17 protein-coding genes are annotated in these 17,046 nt (G+C 61.0%); 14 read left to right on the top strand and 3 right to left on the bottom strand.

Annotation, left to right across the window (positions count from 1 at the left end):
* Positions 1 to 106 precede the first annotated feature (106 nt).
* The 11 genes from AC24GY_RS21880 to AC24GY_RS21830 all read left to right on the top strand — a co-directional run bounded on the left by AC24GY_RS21880 (position 107) and on the right by AC24GY_RS21830 (position 10,838).
* The gene (locus AC24GY_RS21880) at positions 107 to 1,051 is read left to right on the top strand and encodes a hypothetical protein (protein WP_487687202.1); all 945 of its coding nucleotides are present in this window, start codon (positions 107 to 109) and stop codon (positions 1,049 to 1,051) included.
* Positions 1,052 to 1,132: 81 nt separating this feature from the next.
* Entirely contained in the window at positions 1,133 to 2,491 is a 1,359-nt protein-coding gene (locus AC24GY_RS21875) for a histidinol-phosphatase (protein ID WP_487687199.1), read from the top strand.
* A gap of 9 nt (positions 2,492 to 2,500) precedes the next feature.
* The gene (gene ispF, locus AC24GY_RS21870) at positions 2,501 to 2,977 is read left to right on the top strand and encodes a 2-C-methyl-D-erythritol 2,4-cyclodiphosphate synthase (protein ID WP_487687197.1); all 477 of its coding nucleotides are present in this window, start codon (positions 2,501 to 2,503) and stop codon (positions 2,975 to 2,977) included.
* 156 nt (positions 2,978 to 3,133) lie between these two features.
* Positions 3,134 to 4,135: an AAA family ATPase gene (locus AC24GY_RS21865; protein WP_422319386.1), complete on the top strand. Its 1,002-nt coding sequence runs from the start codon at positions 3,134 to 3,136 to the stop codon at positions 4,133 to 4,135.
* A 42-nt stretch (positions 4,136 to 4,177) separates the two neighbouring features.
* The gene (locus AC24GY_RS21860; protein ID WP_487687195.1) at positions 4,178 to 5,071 is read left to right on the top strand and encodes a DUF58 domain-containing protein; all 894 of its coding nucleotides are present in this window, start codon (positions 4,178 to 4,180) and stop codon (positions 5,069 to 5,071) included.
* Positions 5,068 to 7,224 (top strand): BatA domain-containing protein, encoded by a 2,157-nt coding sequence (locus AC24GY_RS21855; protein WP_487687192.1) that lies wholly within the window; start codon positions 5,068 to 5,070, stop codon positions 7,222 to 7,224. The genes AC24GY_RS21860 and AC24GY_RS21855 overlap by 4 nt, the downstream gene beginning before the upstream one ends.
* Positions 7,225 to 7,276: 52 nt before the next feature.
* Entirely contained in the window at positions 7,277 to 7,528 is a 252-nt protein-coding gene (locus AC24GY_RS21850) for a DUF433 domain-containing protein (protein WP_422319393.1), read from the top strand.
* Positions 7,525 to 7,878, top strand: a complete 354-nt coding sequence (locus tag AC24GY_RS21845) for a DUF5615 family PIN-like protein (RefSeq protein WP_487687190.1) — start codon at positions 7,525 to 7,527, stop codon at positions 7,876 to 7,878. Before AC24GY_RS21850 ends, AC24GY_RS21845 begins: the two co-directional genes overlap by 4 nt.
* Before the next feature lie 2 nt (positions 7,879 to 7,880).
* Positions 7,881 to 10,175 (top strand): hypothetical protein, encoded by a 2,295-nt coding sequence (locus AC24GY_RS21840; protein WP_487687188.1) that lies wholly within the window; start codon positions 7,881 to 7,883, stop codon positions 10,173 to 10,175.
* Between the two features lie 2 nt (positions 10,176 to 10,177).
* Complete coding sequence (locus AC24GY_RS21835; protein ID WP_422319399.1) at positions 10,178 to 10,459, top strand: DUF167 domain-containing protein; 282 nt, start codon at positions 10,178 to 10,180, stop codon at positions 10,457 to 10,459.
* 67 nt (positions 10,460 to 10,526) lie between these two features.
* Complete coding sequence (locus AC24GY_RS21830; RefSeq protein WP_487687185.1) at positions 10,527 to 10,838, top strand: hypothetical protein; 312 nt, start codon at positions 10,527 to 10,529, stop codon at positions 10,836 to 10,838.
* Between the two features lies 1 nt (position 10,839).
* On the opposite strand, the gene AC24GY_RS21825 is transcribed toward AC24GY_RS21830, so the two are convergent.
* The 3 genes from AC24GY_RS21825 to AC24GY_RS21815 form a co-directional block, all read right to left on the bottom strand.
* Positions 10,840 to 11,430 (bottom strand): LURP-one-related/scramblase family protein, encoded by a 591-nt coding sequence (locus AC24GY_RS21825; protein ID WP_487687182.1) that lies wholly within the window; start codon positions 11,428 to 11,430, stop codon positions 10,840 to 10,842.
* A 96-nt stretch (positions 11,431 to 11,526) separates the two neighbouring features.
* The gene (locus AC24GY_RS21820; protein ID WP_487687180.1) at positions 11,527 to 12,120 is read right to left on the bottom strand and encodes an LURP-one-related/scramblase family protein; all 594 of its coding nucleotides are present in this window, start codon (positions 12,118 to 12,120) and stop codon (positions 11,527 to 11,529) included.
* A 62-nt stretch (positions 12,121 to 12,182) separates the two neighbouring features.
* Positions 12,183 to 13,397 carry a Tm-1-like ATP-binding domain-containing protein gene (locus AC24GY_RS21815; RefSeq protein WP_487687178.1) on the bottom strand — a complete coding sequence of 405 codons (1,215 nt, stop codon included), beginning with the start codon at positions 13,395 to 13,397 and terminating at the stop codon, positions 12,183 to 12,185.
* A gap of 127 nt (positions 13,398 to 13,524) precedes the next feature.
* Here AC24GY_RS21815 and AC24GY_RS21810 point away from each other — a divergent pair, with 127 nt between their 5' ends.
* From AC24GY_RS21810 to purL, 3 genes are all read left to right on the top strand, one after another.
* A complete protein-coding gene (locus tag AC24GY_RS21810; RefSeq protein WP_422315728.1) occupies positions 13,525 to 13,788 on the top strand; it encodes a hypothetical protein in 264 nt (87 codons plus the stop codon).
* Complete coding sequence (locus AC24GY_RS21805) at positions 13,769 to 14,431, top strand: nucleotidyl transferase AbiEii/AbiGii toxin family protein (RefSeq protein ID WP_422315726.1); 663 nt, start codon at positions 13,769 to 13,771, stop codon at positions 14,429 to 14,431. The genes AC24GY_RS21810 and AC24GY_RS21805 overlap by 20 nt, the downstream gene beginning before the upstream one ends.
* A gap of 120 nt (positions 14,432 to 14,551) precedes the next feature.
* Positions 14,552 to 16,939 carry a phosphoribosylformylglycinamidine synthase subunit PurL gene (gene purL, locus AC24GY_RS21800; RefSeq protein WP_422315724.1) on the top strand — a complete coding sequence of 796 codons (2,388 nt, stop codon included), beginning with the start codon at positions 14,552 to 14,554 and terminating at the stop codon, positions 16,937 to 16,939.
* Positions 16,940 to 17,046 lie beyond the last annotated feature (107 nt).

Raw genomic sequence — 17,046 nt, 5'->3', positions numbered from 1 at the left:
GTTTGCCATGACCCATCCGAGCATCGCTGACAATGATCCGCCACGCCGCAGCCGAGCCCGGCGGCGCGAGGCCATGATCAACGCCGTTGCCACCATTCTCGGCTGCATGGCCCTCGTGATCATGATCGCCACGGTCGTACGGGTCGTCATGATCAAGCTCTGGGAGTCCGCCCGGGTCAATCCTGAGTACGTTCAGTCGATGTACGACAATGATAAGGAACATCACTGGTCAGGCAATATCAAAGAGCAGCCTTCTCTTTTGGGCGATCCCTCCGAGATCCGTCCGTCCATAGGCGCCGCCCCCCGTGGAGTCAGCCCCAACACTCCTGTCAGCTCCCAGTCCAGTTCATTGAAACTCATGGCTTCAGGCTCCCCAAGTCCCTCCGCCATTGTGGACATCGAGAGCAAAAGATCCCAAATTGAACGCACACTTCGTGGTTTTTTTGAAGCCTCCACCACGGACCAGCAGCTCGCTTTTGTCCGTGATCCCCAGCGTGTGCGTCCATTGATGGAGCATTACTACAGCAGCCATCCTCACGCTCCGCTCGAGTGGAAAACTCTTGGCTGGGCGCTGCCGGTGGAGGAGGAAGGCTACCGTCTCGGGTATGCTCAGGCCGTTTTTGCCAATGCCGAGCCTGTCAGCCTCATCATTGAAGAAATGGTGGACGGCACCTTCCGGGTGGATTGGGAAAGCTCGGTTCGTTATGGCGAAATCGACTGGGAGGAGTTCATCAAAACCCAGCCGTCCGCGCCCACACTCCTCCGCGTGATCGCCTCCAAACCTCAGAATATTCCGCCGGAGGCCGCTCCGATGGGCAGCGAACTGCTCGAAATCAAGCATCCTGACGATAATGACGTCGTTTATGCCTACTTTGATCGTAAAGATCCTAAATTCCAACCCCTTCTCCAGCAACTCCAGACCGGAAACTGGAAAGATGTCCCCTTAACTTTACGACTTTGTTTTCCAGGCCCAGCAGGCAGCGCTAAAAACGCACGGATCGCGGAAGTCGAAGGAAAAGGATGGCTGATATTGCATGGAACCAGGAGCTAGACTGTGAGCAAACCTAAACGAAACACGAAAAAGGCGGCCCAAGGTAAGGCCAGGCCTGTTGCGGCAAAATCCAATAAAACCGTGGCCTCCAAGACCAAGGCCAAACCTGTCCCAGCCAAGAAAACGCTGACCCAAAAGAAGCCGGTTCCCGCCAAAAAGACTGCTGCCAAAAAAACCGCGGCCAAGCCAGCCCCGAAGAAAGTGGTCAAAAAAGCCACTCCATCCAAGGCCGTGGTGAAAAACCTTGCGGCCAAGGCTCCTGCTCCAAAAACCAAACCTGTCGCGGCGAAGCCCGCTCCGGCCCCCGCCAAGCCTGCCCCCAAGCCGGTGGCTAAAGCAGCCAAAGCGCAGGCACCCGCCCCTTCCAAGCCTGCCGCCGCCGCCAAAGCTCCTGCGGCCCCCGCTCCTGTGGCTGTCAAGGCCGCGCCAGCGCCTGCCCCTGAGAAGCCCGCGCCCGCCAAAAAGGCCCCCGCCCCCGTTCCAGCCCCGGCTGTGGAAGTGGCTGCGCCCGCAGTAGAGGCCCCGGTGGTCGCTGCCGCTCCGGTCGTCGCCGTGGTCAAGAAAGCACCGGCCCAGCCGCTGCCACCTCCCGGCCCCACCAAGTCTGGCGCTTTGTTTTACGATTCCCACATGCACACCCCGCTGTGCAAGCATGCCTGGGGTGAGCCTGAAGAGTACGCCCAGCAGGCCCTCAAGGCCGGCCTCAAAGGCATCATCTTCACCTGCCACTGCCCCATGCCCAACGGCTTCTGGCCCACGGTGCGCATGTCGGAGAGTGAGTTCGACACCTACGTCGCACTCGTTCAGCGTGCCGCCGATGCCTTCAAGGGCAAGCTCGACATCCGCCTCGGCATCGAAAGCGAATTCTTCCCCGGTTGTGAGGAATACATCGCCAACCTCCACAAGCGTGCCGACTTCCATTACGTGCTCGGCGCCGTTCACTGGCAGGCCAAGGAATACCTCAACAAGTTCGAGACCGGCACCATCGAAAACTTCCGCCGCACCTACTTCGAGCACCTCGCCAAGTCGGCTGAATCCGGCCTCTACGACTGCCTGGCACACCCCGATCTGGTCAAAAACTACCATCCGGACTCCTGGTGCTTTGCCATCGTCAAAAACACCGTCTCCACCGCTCTCGACCGCATCGCGGCCACCGGTGTGGCCATGGAACTGAACACCTCCGGCCTCAACAAGAGCTACTCCGAAATGAATCCCGGGAATGAAATGCTGCGCATGATGGCTGATCGCAAGATCCCCATCGTCCTCGGCTCCGATTCGCATCGCGCCTTTCGCGTCGGCGAGCATTTCGTCACCGCCTTGAACCACCTGACTGAAGCAGGCTACGAAAACGTCAGCTACTTCCTCAACCGCCAGCGCATCGACCTCCCCATCCCCGAGGTGCTTGCCAGCTTGAAGAAAGCCGCAGATCATAACGCCTGATTTCCACCCATGGTACGCACAGGCATCGGTTACGACGTTCATTCCTTTGAAGAAGGCCGCCCCCTCGTCCTCGGCGGTGTCACCATCCCGCATTCGCGCGGCCTCAAAGGCCATTCGGATGCGGATGTGCTCAGCCACGCCATCGCCGACGCCGTGCTCGGCGCTCTTGGCGAGCCCGACATCGGCCACTGGTTTCCCCCCAACGATCCCACCATCGAAGGCATCTGCAGTCTCAAAATCCTCGAAAAGTGCGCCCAGATCGCCGCAGACAAGGGCATGCGCATTGAAAACGTGGACTCTTCCCTCATCGCTGAAGCGCCCAAGGTGAATCCCCACGCCGCCGCGATGAAAAAGAACATCGCCGCCGCACTGGGCATCCAGCCCAATCAGGTCGGCGTCAAAGCCACGACCAACGAACGCCTCGGGTTCGTCGGGCGTGAGGAAGGCATCGCCGCCATGGCCATCGCCTGCATCAGCAAAATCTGATTCAGCGGGATTCTGCAAATCCCTCTTTTTTGTCTTCTTGCCAGCATGTGTGCAAGAGTGGAAAGAACTCCCGTTCCGTCCTCGTGTTCACTCTTCGCCCGTTGATGCCTTTCTCGGCTTCAATTTTACTCGTCATTCTGATTTCGTCATCCCCCCATGTCCGACTCCGCTGCTGCCGCCGCTCTCGTCTCAGGTTACAACAAACTCAAAGCTGCTCTCGGCAGACGCATCGTCGGACAGGAGGCCGTCATTGAGCAGGTCTTCATCGCCATCGCCGCCGGCGGCCACAGCTTGCTCGAAGGGGTGCCCGGCCTCGCGAAGACCCTCCTCGTCAAATCGCTCTCCGACGCGATGCACCTGAGCTTCCGCCGCATCCAGTTCACGCCCGACCTGATGCCTGCGGACATCACCGGCACCGAGATCATCCAGGAAGATGCGGAGACCGGCCGCCGCAAGCTCGTCTTCCAGCCAGGCCCCATCTTTTCCCAGATCATCCTCGCCGACGAAATCAACCGTACCCCTCCCAAAACGCAGGCCGCTCTGCTGGAGGCCATGCAGGAAAAGCATGTCACCGTCGGTCAGGTCACGCATGAACTGCCCAAGCCCTTCTTCGTGCTCGCCACGATGAACCCCATCGAGCAGGAAGGCACCTACCCGCTCCCCGAAGCCCAGAAGGACCGCTTCCTCTTCCTCATCAAAGTCGATTACCCCACGCGCGATGACGAGCGCGAAATCATCGCCCGCACCACGGGTGGCGTGACACAGGAAATCGAAGCCGTCATCACCGCTGAAGAACTCCAGGCCGCGCAGCAACTGGCCCGCAAGGTGCCTGTGCCTGATCACGTCATCGACTTCGTCCTCGATCTCGTCCGTTCCACACGCCCCACGGAACCCGACGCCTCCGAGTACGTGAAGAGCATGCTCAGCTGGGGTGCCGGCCCGCGTGCCAGCCAGATGCTCGTCCTCGCCGGCAAAGTCCGCGCCCTTCTTCAGGGCCGCACGCATGTCACCACAGACGACATCGAAGCCCTCGCCGCCCCTGCCCTGCGCCATCGCCTCGTTCCCACCTTCCACGCCGAAGCCGAAGGCATCACGGTCGATCAGATCATCGCCGAACTGGTGAAGAAGACGAAGAAGAGCGAAACGCGAGTGCTGTGAGCGGCTGCGCCACACGCCCGCCCCCCCTAATTCCCCACATCAGTGGCTACTCTCTCCGACATTCTTCAAGCCGAAGACATCACCAGCCTGCAGACTCTGCAGCTCTTTGCGCGCACGGTTGTCGAAGGTTTCACCACCGGTCAGCATGCCTCGCCGCACAAGGGCTTCAGCGTCGAGTTCCGCCAGCACCGCCCCTATGTGCAGGGGGATGAGATCCGCCGCCTTGACTGGAAAATTTTTGGCCGCACCGACCGCTTCTACATCCGTGAGTTTGATGAAGAGACCAATCTGCGAGCCACCGTCGTGCTCGATGCCAGCGGCAGCATGGGCTACCGCGGCCAGAAGGGCATTTTGAAGTTCGACTACGCCCGCAAGCTCGCCGCATCCCTCGCCTACCTGCTCATGAGCCAGCAGGACGCCGTGGGCCTCATCACCTTCGACTCCAAGGTGCGCGACGTCATCCCCTGCCGCACCAAGATCACGCACCTTCACCTGCTGCTTGAGACCATGGTCAAGACCGAGCCCGGCAAGGACACCAGCCTCGCCCCGGTGCTCGAATCCCTCGCCCAGCGCCTCAAGCGCCGTGGCCTCGTCATTCTCATCAGCGACTTCTTTGACGATCCCGCCGCCCTCCTGCGCTCCATCGGCGTCCTGCGCAAGAAAGGTCACGAGATCATCGCCCTCCAGCTCTGGGACCGCGACGAAATCGACTTCCCCTTTGGCAACTGGGCACGCTTTGAAAACCTCGAAAACGACGACGACTTCCTCCTCCTCGATCCCGCCACGATCCGCCAGCGCTACATCGAGGCCCAGCAGAATTTCGCCGCCCAGCTCAAGGAAGGCTTCCGCAAGCATCAGGTCGATTACTTGAGCCTGCCTACCGACGAATCCCACTCCGCCGCGCTGCGGAGTTATTTAGCACTGAGAATGCGATGAGTTTTCTTCACGGCATTCTCCTTTTTGGCGCAGCGGCCTTTCTCATCCCGCTGATCATCCACTTGTTGAACAAGCGGAAGGTCGTCACCGTGCGCTGGGGTGCCATGCACCTGCTGCATGAGGTCATCCGCCAGCGGAAGCGCAAGATGAAGGTCGAGCAGCTCCTGCTACTCATCATCCGCATCGCCATTCCCATCGTGCTCGCCCTCTGTCTCGCACGCCCGGTGCTCACGGCACTACGATCGCTCGGCCTCGGCAGTTCCTCGCTCATCGTCATGCTGGACGATTCCTTCTCCATGCGCGCCCCCGCCGCACAGACCACACTGCCCGGCGGCACCGTCATGCAGCAGGCGCGTCAGGACATGCAGACAATGATCACCGATCTGCCAGACGGCTCCAGTGCGCAGGTCCTTCTCTCCGGCGGCACGCCGCGCAAGCTGCTGGATCAAGCCACCACGGATCGCACCCTCATTCCCAAGCAACTCAGCGAGGTGCCCTCCATGTCAGGCCCGCTGTCTGCGAATGATGCCTTTCAGGCCGCCACCTCGGCCTTGAAGGACTCCCCCAATGCCACGCGAGAAGTTGTCATCGTCTCCGATTTCCAGGAAGCCGACTGGAAAGCTATCGCCGACGGTGCTGCGCTGCCTGCACTCGAAACGATTTCCAAACAGGAGCCCAAGCCGCAAATCACCTTTTACCGTGTGGGCAGTGATCTCGCGGAGAACATCAGCATCGCCAGCGCCGACATCTCCGCACTCGTCGCCGCTGAGTCCCAGCCCATCGGCCTGAGGGTGCGCATCAAAAACCACGGCAAGCGCCCCTGGCAGGACATCCCCGTGCATCTCGAAGCCGATGGCGCACGCCTGCGCACCGCCCGTGTTTCACTCGCCCCGGAAGGCGAGGCCGTGCTCTCCTTCACGCATGCCTTCGACAAGGTCGGCGACCATTCGCTCTCCGTCCGCCTCGAAGGCGACAGCTTCGCCGACGACAACGCCTTCCACTCCATCGTGCAGGTGCGCAATCAGCTCAACGTCCTGCTCATTGATGGCAGCCCCGGCAAAGAACCACTCAGCGGCGCCACCGACTTCCTTGAGATCGCCCTCACACCACACACCGTCGCAGCAGCCACTCTGAAGGACCTTATCCGCACCAAGAAGATTGATCTGCGCAAAATACGCAATGAAGACCTCCGCCAGCAGGAAGTCATCATCATGGCCGATGTGCAGCGCCTGCAGGGCAACACGCAGAATGAGATCGACAAATTCGTCAAAGAAGGCGGCGGCCTGCTCGTCTTCGCCGGACCTGACTGCGATCTGGATTGGTACAACCGCGAGTTCTTCCGCAAAGGCGAAGGCATGTATCCTGCCGCCATCAAGGGCCAGGCCCGCGCCGATTCCGACTCACTGCCAGCGCGCATCCTCATGCAGCGCTTCACGCATCCCTCCGCGCTGTATTTCAATGACACTCGTGCGGGTCGCCTCCAAGACGCCGAGTTCCGCCACTGGCTTGAGCTCGCACCGCAGGGGGATCAAACTCAGCGCATCTTCAATCTCGACCGCAACGTGCCGCTGATGATCGAGAAAAAGTACGGGCGCGGCCGCGTCATCGCCGCCGCCACCACCGCCAATGCGGAGTGGAGCAATCTGCCCCTGCAGCCCTTCTTCGTGCCACTCATGCAGCGCCTCACCACCTACCTTGCCACCGTAGGCAGCGCTCCCGCCTGGCAGCTTGTCGGTTCCACGATCCGCCTGCCGCTCGAAAAAGCCGAACTCGGCGTCGAGTTCACTCTGCGTGATCCCACCGGCCAGATACAGACGCTCAAGTCCGCCAAAGAAGGTGACGCCGTCTTCGTCCAAAGCCCCTCCATCACCCAGCCCGGCATCTTCCAGCTTCAAAAAGTCGGCGCGGAAAAGACCATGCTTCTTGCCTTCAACATCGACGGCACCGAGTCCGATCTCAAAGCCCTGCCTTCCGCCGACATCCAAAAAATCGCCACCCGTTACGACGCCGCCTTTGCCGACACCCTGCCCGCCTACCAGGCCCTTGACCGCACCCGCCGCCACGGCAGCGAACTCTGGCAGCCGCTGCTCATCCTCCTGCTGGGCCTTCTCTTTGCCGAAGTCCTCCTGCAACAGCACATCGCCAAAGGCTGACGCAGGCTTAACGACCGATTGAAACCCTGCTCCAGAAATCGTATTAACTGGCATGACCCCCGAACAATCCACGGATACCCTTCTCTCACGGATCACCATTGATCCTGAAGTCTGTCATGGAAAGCCCGTCATTCGCGGACTGCGTTATCCGGTGGAATCCATTCTGGAGTATCTCTCCGCCGGCGACAGTTTTGAAGACATCCTGGCCGAATTCCCTGATCTCGTTCGCGACGATCTGCGGGCCTGCATTGAATTTGCAAATCAATCACTCAAGCTCCGCAGCTGGCAGCTCGTCGCGGCATGAAGTTCCTGATCGATGCGCATCTCCCCCCTGCCCTGCGGCGTGTTTTCGCCGCCGCAGGCCATGATGCCCTTCACACGATCGATCTGCCGGATCAAAACGCCGCGAAAGACAGCGCGCTCAATTTGGTTTCAATAGCCGAGCAGCGAGTTGTCATCTCCAAAGATACCGACTTCTATTATTCTCATCTCTTGCACGGACGTCCATGGAAGCTGGTGCTGGTCCGTACCGGCAACATGAGCCTCCGCGACACCTGCAAGATGTTCGAGACCCATCTCCCAGCGATTGTTTCCGCATTGCAGTCTCACACGCTCGTTGAACTGGATCGCCAGAATCTCTCCATCATCGCCTGATCATGACTCCCCAGACCGAAACCTCCCTGCGCTTCACCGGCGGCTATTCGCCGCTCCCGGTGGTCGTGCTCGCGTTCGGTCTTGCGGCCCTGATGTGGTTTCTCTACCGCCGTGAATTGAAGTACGTCGGCAGTCGTGCCGCGCAGGTGCCCGCCATCCTGCGTTCGCTGGCGGTCTTCATTCTCGTGCTGGCGCTCGCGGGTCCGATCCTGCGCCACGTCACCACCTTGCGTCAGCTTGGACGCGTCGTCGTCGCGGTGGACAGTTCCGCCAGCATGCAGCTCACGGACGAAGCCGCCGGCGCTGCCGCTGGCACATCCAAGGCACGCTTTCAACGCGCCGAAGATCTCCTGCTCAAAGGCACGACACCACTGCTGAAAAAACTCGCCGAGACCCAGGATGTGGAGCTCGTGGCCCTGCGCGGCATGAACACGCAGCGCCTGTGGTGGTACCGCCAGGGCGGCAAGGACACTTCCGGCGACATGCCCGCCACGTTTGAGATGCCCGCCACCTCACCCATCACCAATCTCGATCAAACCCTGCGCTCCGCACTCGGCCCCGCCACCGCAGGCACCGCGCTCGTTGTGCTCTCGGATGGCCAGCACAATTCCACCGGCTCTCCCGAAGAATTCAGCACCGCACTCAAAGCCAGCGGCACTGCCATCTTCACCATCGGCTTTGGCACTGAAATCCCACCGCCGGACCTGGCCCTGCTGGCCGTCGCGGCCCCCGAATCCGTCTTCTCCAAAGAAAACTTCCAGGGCCGCCTCACCGTCAATGACAGCATGCCCGCTGGTGTTCCTGCCAATGTGCGCATCGAAAGCCAGGGCAAGGTGCTGTGGAAAAAGGACTTCACCACCGATGGCAAAGGCGAGAAGGGTTTCGATTTCATCTTCCCCGTCACCGAGCTGCCACCACCCGCCCCCGGTCAGCGCGACAAAACTCTGCGCAGCGTGAACATCCTCATATCCGCCAGCGGCGACCGCGCCGCGCTGGAAAAGACGCGCTCCAACAACGCCCGCGAGCTCTCCATTCACCTGCTGGAAAAGAAGCGCAAGGTGCTCATCCTCGATGGCCGCCCGCGCTGGGAGTCACGTTACATCCACAACCACTTCGACCGCGATGAGCGCTGGCAGGCCACCAGCATCTTCGATGACATGGCGGACAATGCCGCCAATGGCAGCCTGCAAAAAAACTTCCCCAAAACTCGCGACGAACTCCTGAGCTACGACCTCATCATCCTCGGTGAAGTCATCCCAAGCCGCCTCAAGGCGGAAAGCCTCGACTGGATCCTTGAGTTCGTCGAAAAACGCGGCGGCGGTTTGATCATGATCGATGGCCAGCGCGGCAAATTGCACGAATGGAGCCAGGGCAAAACCGCCCCGCTCATCCCGGTCAAGTTTGTCCCTTCCAGCACCAAGCATCAGCCCACCAGCCTCGAACTCACCACCGATGGCCAGCGCTTTGATGCCCTGCGCCTCAGCGACAGCCCCAGCGCCAACACCGCTCTCTGGCCCACGCTTTCCAAAGTGAACTGGCACGCAAATGTCGAGCCCCTGCCCGCGGCCATCACCCTCGCCAAAGCGCAGCAGCCCACCATCGTCTTCCGTCAGGTTGGCGCCGGTGCCGTGCTTTACCTCGGCACGGATGAACTCTGGCGCTGGCGCTTTCAGGTCGCGGATTTGTATCATCAGCGCCTGTGGATGCAGCTCGGTGCCTGGATTGCCGCGCCGCCGTTTCAGATCGACCAAAAGAAACTCTCCGTCGGCACCGACCGCCTGCGTTACTCGCCCGGCGAAGCCTCTGAAATCCGCGTGCGTGTGCGCAATGACAAAGGCGACATAGTTACCGATGCCCAGCCTCGCGCCTACCTCATCCACGACGGCGCTGATGTCGCCACCCTGCAGCTCGAAGCAGACCCCACCCACATCGGTGTTTATCGCGCCCTCACCCCGCCCCTCAAAGCAGGCACCTATGAGATCGCCGTCGCGGAAAGCCCCAGCGCGCCGCGCAGTGAGGCACGCCTCTCCCTCCACGTCTCTGATACTGGCAATCCCGAGTGGGCCACGCTCACCATGAACCGCACGCTGCTCGAAACCATGGCCACCAATAGCGGCGGTCGTTTCCTGCGCGAAGAACAAGCCGCTACCGATCTCCCCAGCCTGCTACAAAGCATCGACCGCAAGCAGGTCATCACCCAGGAGACCAATCTCTGGTCCAGCTGGTGGTGGTTCGGTGCCGCCATCCTGCTGCTCACCGTCGAGTGGCTCATGCGCAAGCGCCTCAAACTCGTCTGATCATGGCCGCCTCCACCGATCGCTCCCAGCTCGCCGTCCGCGTCACACCGAACGCCAAGAAATCCGAGTTCGCCGGATGGACCGCCGATGAAAAAGGCCGCCCCGTGCTGCTGGTGAAACTGCACGCCCCACCCGTGGATGGCAAAGCCAACACCGAGCTCATCCGCTTCCTCGCCGAAGCCCTCGACTGCCCCAAAGGCCAGATCACGCTGATACGCGGCACCTCCAGCCGGCAGAAGACCGTGGAGCTTCCTGCAGCGGTGCTTGAGCGGTTGTCCAAGTGATTATGGCCAGTGATTGATGCTCGACAGGAGCATTTCCTATCAGCTATTTTGAGCGTCATCTGCGCCCATGCACGATGCCGATTTCTTCATTACACTTTCTTCAATCCTACTGCTCGTTGCAGTGTTGGCATGGGTCCAGCATTCCAAAGCCAGAAAGATCGTCCTGCAGTGGGCCCAAACGACGGAAGTAGAGCTTGTCTCCGCACAGGTCCGTTATCTCAGGACCGGCCCTTTCTTTCTTGCACACAGCAGAGGGCAGTTTGTCTTCCGAATCCTTGTCAGGGATCAAACTGGCCACGAGCGCGCAGGCTGGCTGCGCGTGGGTGGCTGGCTCCTCGGCGTCTTGTCGTCAAAGACCAAAGTTTATTGGGATTCCTGATTTACCCCGGAGCCTGCTCCAGCAAATTCATCATGAGGAAGGACAGCATCAGCGCCAATTGTTCTCCTTCATCCGCCGGGCCTTCCTGCTTCAATCTAAAGCTTCCTTCGGAAAGCGAAGGCTGCTTGGTCAGGCGCATCGTGGGAGCTCCGCCTTCGCGACGGGTGGCGAGGTAGCTCGGGCGCAGGAAGTAGCCAGAGAGCAGGTTGATGCCCATATCGCTCACAAGGGCGTCCAGCATGGTGATAAGAGGATTGACATTCTGAATCGCAAACGTCGGTTTTTCCTCACCTGGAGCAAACACATCGTAGTGCGCCTTCCACATGGATTTCATTCCACGCCTGCCCACCCCGCCCAACTCCCGCCCATCGGGAGATCTGAACGTGTAGCGCGCCGACCAGTCGATGATGCGGTCCGCCTCAATCGTCGCCAGCAGCGACCTCTCCGAGTCATCCGCGAACACCTCCACCTTCTCTTTAAGGCGAAAAAACTGCTGCCTCACATGGCAGATCGTTCCGCCATACGCATCCGTGACATCGATCTCCGGCGTGGACGTCATAAGCTTGAAGCAGAAGTTAAGCGGGTAGTACATGAGGCCGCGAAGGTGACCGGACGGCTCAAGGCTGCAATGACAGAACGACCGCAGATTTGCAATCGTCGGTCGACCTTGAAGAGATTGCTACTTTCCTTAACCCCGCGCCCGCTCCAGCAGATTCATCATGAGGAATGACAGCAGCAGTGCCAGCTGCTCCCCTTCATCCGCCGGCCCCTCCTGCGTCAATCCAAAGCGCCCTTCGAAAAGCGCGGGCTGCTTGGTCAGGCGCAGTGTGGGAGCACCCGCCTCGCCACGGGTGGCAATGTAGCTCGGATGCAGCATGTAGCCGGTGAATATTCCCACGATGGGAATCTCACCCACCAGGCCATCGAGCATTTTCACCCACGGATTCGCTTCCTGAATTGCAAATGTCGGCATCTGCGCTCCAGGAGCAAAGACATCATAGTGCGCTCTCCACAGCGACTTCATTCCGCGCCGGCCAATGGCTCCGAGCACCTGACCCGTGGGAGATCTAAATGTATAGCGCGCCGACCAGTCAATGATGCGGTCCGCCTCAATCGTCGCCAGCTGCGTCCTCATCGTGTCATCCGCAAACACCTCCACCTTCTCTTTGAAGCGAAACAGCTTCTGCTTCACATAGCAAACCGTGCCGCCATGGGCATCCGTCACGTAGATCTGCGGAGAGAAGGCCAGAAGCTTGAAGTGGAAAGTGAGCGGGTAGTTCATGTGAGAGCCAAGGTGGCCTGACCAATGGAGGCTGCAATGATAGAACGAACGCCGGTTTGCAATCAGGCGGCCGCTTTGGCCATGTTGCCCAGCAGCGCCTGCGCACACGCCGCCGCAAACTCCGGCGCATTGATTTCGCAGTCCATCTCCACCAACGGAATGCCCGGACGCAGGTTCTGACGGATGGCATCAAACAATGCCGCATCAGCCTCAGCATCATAGAACGGCTTGCCGGCAGCGCTGATGATGCTGATGGCCTTCAAAGGCAGCAGCACAGTGACGGGGCCACGGTAGGCATTTGCCTTCAAGGCGATGATGCGGCCCAGCTCCGCGCATTCCGCAGCATCCGTGCGCATCAGCGTCACCTGCGGATTGTGAATGTAGAAGTGCCGTCCTTCAAACCTCGAAGGCACACTCGCGCGCTCCCCAAAATTCACCATGTCGAGGCAGCCCGGTGTGATGATGGCCGGAGCACCTGTCCTTGCGGCCGCATCCAGGCGTGTGGGGCCGGCGCTGAGAATACCGCCCAAAAGTTCATCCGCCCATTCGGTGGTGGTGATGTCGAGCACGCCTGCAAACATACCGCTTTCGATCAGCGACTCCATGATCTTGCCGCCCGTGCCGGTGGCGTGGAAAACGAGCACTTCATACCCGGCGTCTTCCAGCACCTGCTTCGCCCGGTTCACACACTCGGTCGTGTTGCCAAACATCGAAGCGGCGATCAGCGGTTTGTCCACTCCCTCAGGCACCGAGCTTTCCACCATGCCGCAGATCGCCCCCGCCGCGCGGGCCAGCAGCACGCGGGAAATCCGATTGATGCCACTCACATCGACGATGCTCGGAAACATCACAATGTCCTTCGTGCCCACATACGGCGCCACGTTTCCAGCCGCCAGCGTGGACACCATCACCTTCGGAAACCCCACCGGCAGTGCCCGCATCGCCGCCGTGCCGATGGCCGTGCCACCGCCACCGCCGAGCGAAATCACGCCCTGCACCTTGCCGCTGGCGACCAGCGCCGACAAAAACGCCGCAGCCGCGCCAGCCATGGCCGTCACCGCCTCGCCACGGTCCTGCCTCTCCATGATGCCCGCCAAGTCCACCTTCCCCGCCGCCGCGACCTGCTCCCGCGTCACATCCGGCTTCACCTGCGGCACATCCCCGCTGCCGGTGTCGATCAGCAGCGTCTGATGCCCGCGTGCGCGGATGATTTCCGCCACGTAGGCGTGTTCGTGACCTTTGGTGTCGAGCGTGCCGAGAACTGCGATGGTTGCCATGGTGGCAGCATAAAAGCGGGCGCAGGAAGAACAGCAACCGTTTCACACCACCTCCTATCCGCCCTCCACCCGGCTTGACGGGCCAACTGCAGGCCATTACTCTTGCGCTATGCCGCCCGTAGCAGCAATGCCCGCTGACAACCTCGACTTCGCGTGGGACCGTCCTGAAACGGCTTCCAGCCTGCGAGCGCGTCTCGCCACCAGCACAGGCGTTGACTGGCTGCACACCGCCGCCTGGCTCATGCGCGAGGCACGGGTGGACCAGGTCTGGCAGTTTCTCACTCTGAAACAAGTCGCCGAAAGCTTTCCTCAACTCAGCCCCATGCTTGGTCGTCGTCGTCCCGTCTGGGAGCATCTCCTCCGCGCCGCTCATGAGCTGGGAAGAATCTAACGCCTGCACGCCGTTGAAACGCGATTTTCTTCGCGCTTGGTTCGCGCAGGAACAGCGCTTTTTCCTCACGGGCGGCAGCGCTCTCGGGTTATTTTATCTCGATCACCGCCGCTCCTATGACCTAGATCTTTTCACCGGTGACGAGGTTGAGGGCATCGAAGTTCAAAACCTCGTGCACCGTGTCGCCGCTGAAATCAAAGCAGACTGCCAGGCCTTGCGTACCGCCCCTGACTTTCACCGTTTTCGGCTCACGCGTGGTGAAGAACGCGAGTTGGTAGATGTCGTCGTGGATCGTGCGCCACAGCTTGATGCAAAGAAAGCCGACTTCGACGGCATTCGGGTGGACACGCTGCGGGAGATCATCGCCAACAAGCTGACCACGCTGCTCAGTCGCACCGAATTGAAGGACGTGGTGGACCTCTACTTTCTGGAACAGGCAGGCCACGACCTGCTCGCCGCCCTGCCAGACGCCCAAACCAAGGACGGTGGCTGGGAGCCTGCCGTCGTCGCCATGCTCTTGGACGGACTGCGCGTCACCGAACTGCCGGCTTGGATGATACGCCATCTCGAACCTGCCGAACTTCAGGCGTTTCTGAACCGCTTGCGAATGGCCATTGCCGAGAAGGCCTTGCCAGCAGCTTGAAGGGATAAAAACGGCCCAGTCCTAGAAACCTGCGGCGGTCATCGACGCAATCCCCGCTATTTTCCTCCCCCTCCGCCATTGAACACGGCGGATTCCTCGCCAAGTCAGGGGGTCCCACCCATGTCCCAAGCCGTTTTCCGCACCATCCCCCTCCGCGAACTCAACGCCGACCAGCTCCTCGACCTCTCGAAGCGCATGAAGCTCTCGCTCTCACGCGCCGACATGCTGGCCGTGCAGAAGATTTACAACGACGAAGGCCGCGAGCCCACGGACGTCGAGATGGAAGTCATCGCCCAGACCTGGAGCGAGCACTGCAAACACCGCATCTTTGGCGCGAAGATCACGCACACACTCGACGGCAAGGAAGAGATCGTGGACGGCCTCTTCAAGACCTACATTCGCAAGGTCACGGAAGAGATCTGCAAGGACAAGCCCGACTTCGTGCTCGGAGCGTTTGAAGACAACGCAGGCTTCGTCCGCCTGGACGCCGACAAAGCCGTGTGCCTCAAGGTGGAAACACACAATCACCCCAGCGCCATCGAGCCCTACGCCGGTGCCAATACCGGCCTCGGCGGCGTGATTCGCGACATTCTCGGTGCCGGCAAAGGCGCGAAGCCGGTCGCCTCCATCGACGTCTTCTGCTTTGGCCCGCCCAACATCGAGCAGGAAGACATCAAGGCCAAGGATGTCATCCACCCCCTCGGCGTCATGCGTGGCGTGGTGCGCGGCGTGCGCGACTACGGCAACCGCATGGGCATCCCCACCGTCAATGGCGCGATCCAGTTTGACGACACCTTCATTTACAATCCTCTCGTCTTCTGCGGCACCGCCGGCATCATCCCGATCAAGGACATCGCCAAGGAAGTGAAGCCCGGCCACCTGCTCGTGGCTGCCGGTGGTCGCACCGGCAAGGACGGCCTCAAAGGCGCGACCTTCTCCTCCGCATCGCTCACCACCGACTCCCACGAAGAGGACCAGACCGCCGTGCAGATCGGCAATCCCATTGAAGAAAAGAAGGCCGCTGACTTCGTGCTCGCCGCACGTGAGAAGGGCCTCATCCAGTTCGTCACCGACTGCGGTGCCGGTGGCTTCAGCTCCGCCGCAGGCGAAATGCTGCGTGAAACTGGTGGCGAAGTGTGGCTGGAAAACGCCCCGCTCAAAGCCCCCGATCTCGAAAGCTGGCAGGTCTTCATCAGCGAATCCCAGGAGCGCATGGTCATCGCCATCGAGGAAAAAGACCTCGCTGCAATGCACGAGCTCGCCGCCATTTACCAGACCGAGCTCTGCGTGCTCGCCAAGGCCGATGGCTCCCAGCGCCTCAAAGTTTTCCACCACGGCACCATCGTCTGCGATCTCCACGTCGCCGCCCTGCATGAGGCCCCGCGCCGCGAAATGAAAGGCAAATGGCGCACCCCGCCGTCCGTGAAGCCCGTCGTCCCCGTGCGTCCTGAATCCTGGACTGCCACGCTCAAGACGCTTCTCTCCGATTTCTCCATCGTCTCCCGTGAGCCGATCATCCGCGAGTACGACCACGAAGTGCAGGGCAACACCGTCCTCAAGCCCCTCGCCGGTGCTTCCGGTGACGCCCCGCAGGACGGCAGCGTCATCCGTGTGGATGGCAGCAATCAGCTCGTCTCCCTCGCCTGCGCCTTGCTCCCTGAGTGGGGCAAGACCGACCCGCACCTCATGGGACGCGCCGTCGTCGACGAGTGTGTGCGCCAGCTCGTCGCCATGGGGTCCAATCCCGACCGCATCGCCATCCTCGACAATTTCTGCATGGGCAATCCTGACAACGAGCGCGAGCTCGGCGCCCTCGTGGAATGCACCAAGGGCATGGCCAAAACCGCCATCGCCTACGCCGCCCCCTTCGTCTCCGGCAAGGACAGCTTCTACAACTACTTCATCACCGACGAAGGCCCCGTCTCCATCCCCGTCACCCTGCTGCTCAGCGGCTTCGGCATCGTGGAAGACGCCAAGCACGTCGTCGGCGCTTCCCTCCGCCGCGTCGGCAGCAAGATCGCCATCCTCGGCAAAGCCAGCGCCGGACTGCGCGGCAGCATCGTCGCCAAGTACACCAAAGGCATCGGCATGGACGCCGGCCCTGACTTCTGCGAAGTCGAAAGCCTCGCCGCTTACCGCCGCTATTTTGAACTCGTGAAGCAGGGCGCCGTCCTCAGCGCCCACGACATCGGCGAAGGCGGCCTCGCCGTCGCCCTGGCCGAAATGGCCTTCAGCGGCAAAGGCGGCCTCCGCATCTCCACGGACAAGATGCCCGCCCACGCCGGCCTCACCACCGCCGAACTCCTCTTCGGCGAAACCCCAGGCCGCCTCCTCGTCGAGATCGCCCCCGAACACGTCAGCGCCGCCGAAGCCGCCGGCCTCACCATCATCGGCGACTCCACGCGTGATCCCTACCTCTACATCTCCCACAACGGCACCACCCTCATCGATTCCCCCATCGATCAGCTCAAGCCGCTGTGGCGTGATGGTTTGGTGAAGTATTATTGAAGCGGAGAGCGAAGGGCAAAGAGCGTAGAGTCCAAACCCACTCCGCACGGCCCTTGATCGTCCTCGTACTCGATCCAGGCGTAGCCAAGAAAGGCACCGCTCACTTC

Source organism: Prosthecobacter sp. Pr1, assembly GCF_057652315.1.
Note: the sequence above shows the minus strand (reverse complement) of the source record. Positions and strands in the feature narration are given on the sequence as shown.

Coding starts and splice junctions, on each gene's coding strand:
- AC24GY_RS21850 (WP_422319393.1), top strand. CDS start 7,277: ATGACCCCCGAACAATCCACGGATACCCTTCTCTCACGGATCACCATT.
- AC24GY_RS21820 (WP_487687180.1), bottom strand. CDS start 12,120: ATGAACTACCCGCTCACTTTCCACTTCAAGCTTCTGGCCTTCTCTCCG.
- AC24GY_RS21810 (WP_422315728.1), top strand. CDS start 13,525: ATGCCCGCTGACAACCTCGACTTCGCGTGGGACCGTCCTGAAACGGCT.
- AC24GY_RS21815 (WP_487687178.1), bottom strand. CDS start 13,397: ATGGCAACCATCGCAGTTCTCGGCACGCTCGACACCAAAGGTCACGAA.
- AC24GY_RS21830 (WP_487687185.1), top strand. CDS start 10,527: ATGCACGATGCCGATTTCTTCATTACACTTTCTTCAATCCTACTGCTC.
- purL (WP_422315724.1), top strand. CDS start 14,552: ATGTCCCAAGCCGTTTTCCGCACCATCCCCCTCCGCGAACTCAACGCC.
- AC24GY_RS21805 (WP_422315726.1), top strand. CDS start 13,769: ATGAGCTGGGAAGAATCTAACGCCTGCACGCCGTTGAAACGCGATTTT.
- AC24GY_RS21855 (WP_487687192.1), top strand. CDS start 5,068: ATGAGTTTTCTTCACGGCATTCTCCTTTTTGGCGCAGCGGCCTTTCTC.
- AC24GY_RS21835 (WP_422319399.1), top strand. CDS start 10,178: ATGGCCGCCTCCACCGATCGCTCCCAGCTCGCCGTCCGCGTCACACCG.
- AC24GY_RS21880 (WP_487687202.1), top strand. CDS start 107: ATGGCCCTCGTGATCATGATCGCCACGGTCGTACGGGTCGTCATGATC.
- AC24GY_RS21865 (WP_422319386.1), top strand. CDS start 3,134: ATGTCCGACTCCGCTGCTGCCGCCGCTCTCGTCTCAGGTTACAACAAA.
- AC24GY_RS21840 (WP_487687188.1), top strand. CDS start 7,881: ATGACTCCCCAGACCGAAACCTCCCTGCGCTTCACCGGCGGCTATTCG.
- AC24GY_RS21845 (WP_487687190.1), top strand. CDS start 7,525: ATGAAGTTCCTGATCGATGCGCATCTCCCCCCTGCCCTGCGGCGTGTT.
- ispF (WP_487687197.1), top strand. CDS start 2,501: ATGGTACGCACAGGCATCGGTTACGACGTTCATTCCTTTGAAGAAGGC.
- AC24GY_RS21825 (WP_487687182.1), bottom strand. CDS start 11,430: ATGTACTACCCGCTTAACTTCTGCTTCAAGCTTATGACGTCCACGCCG.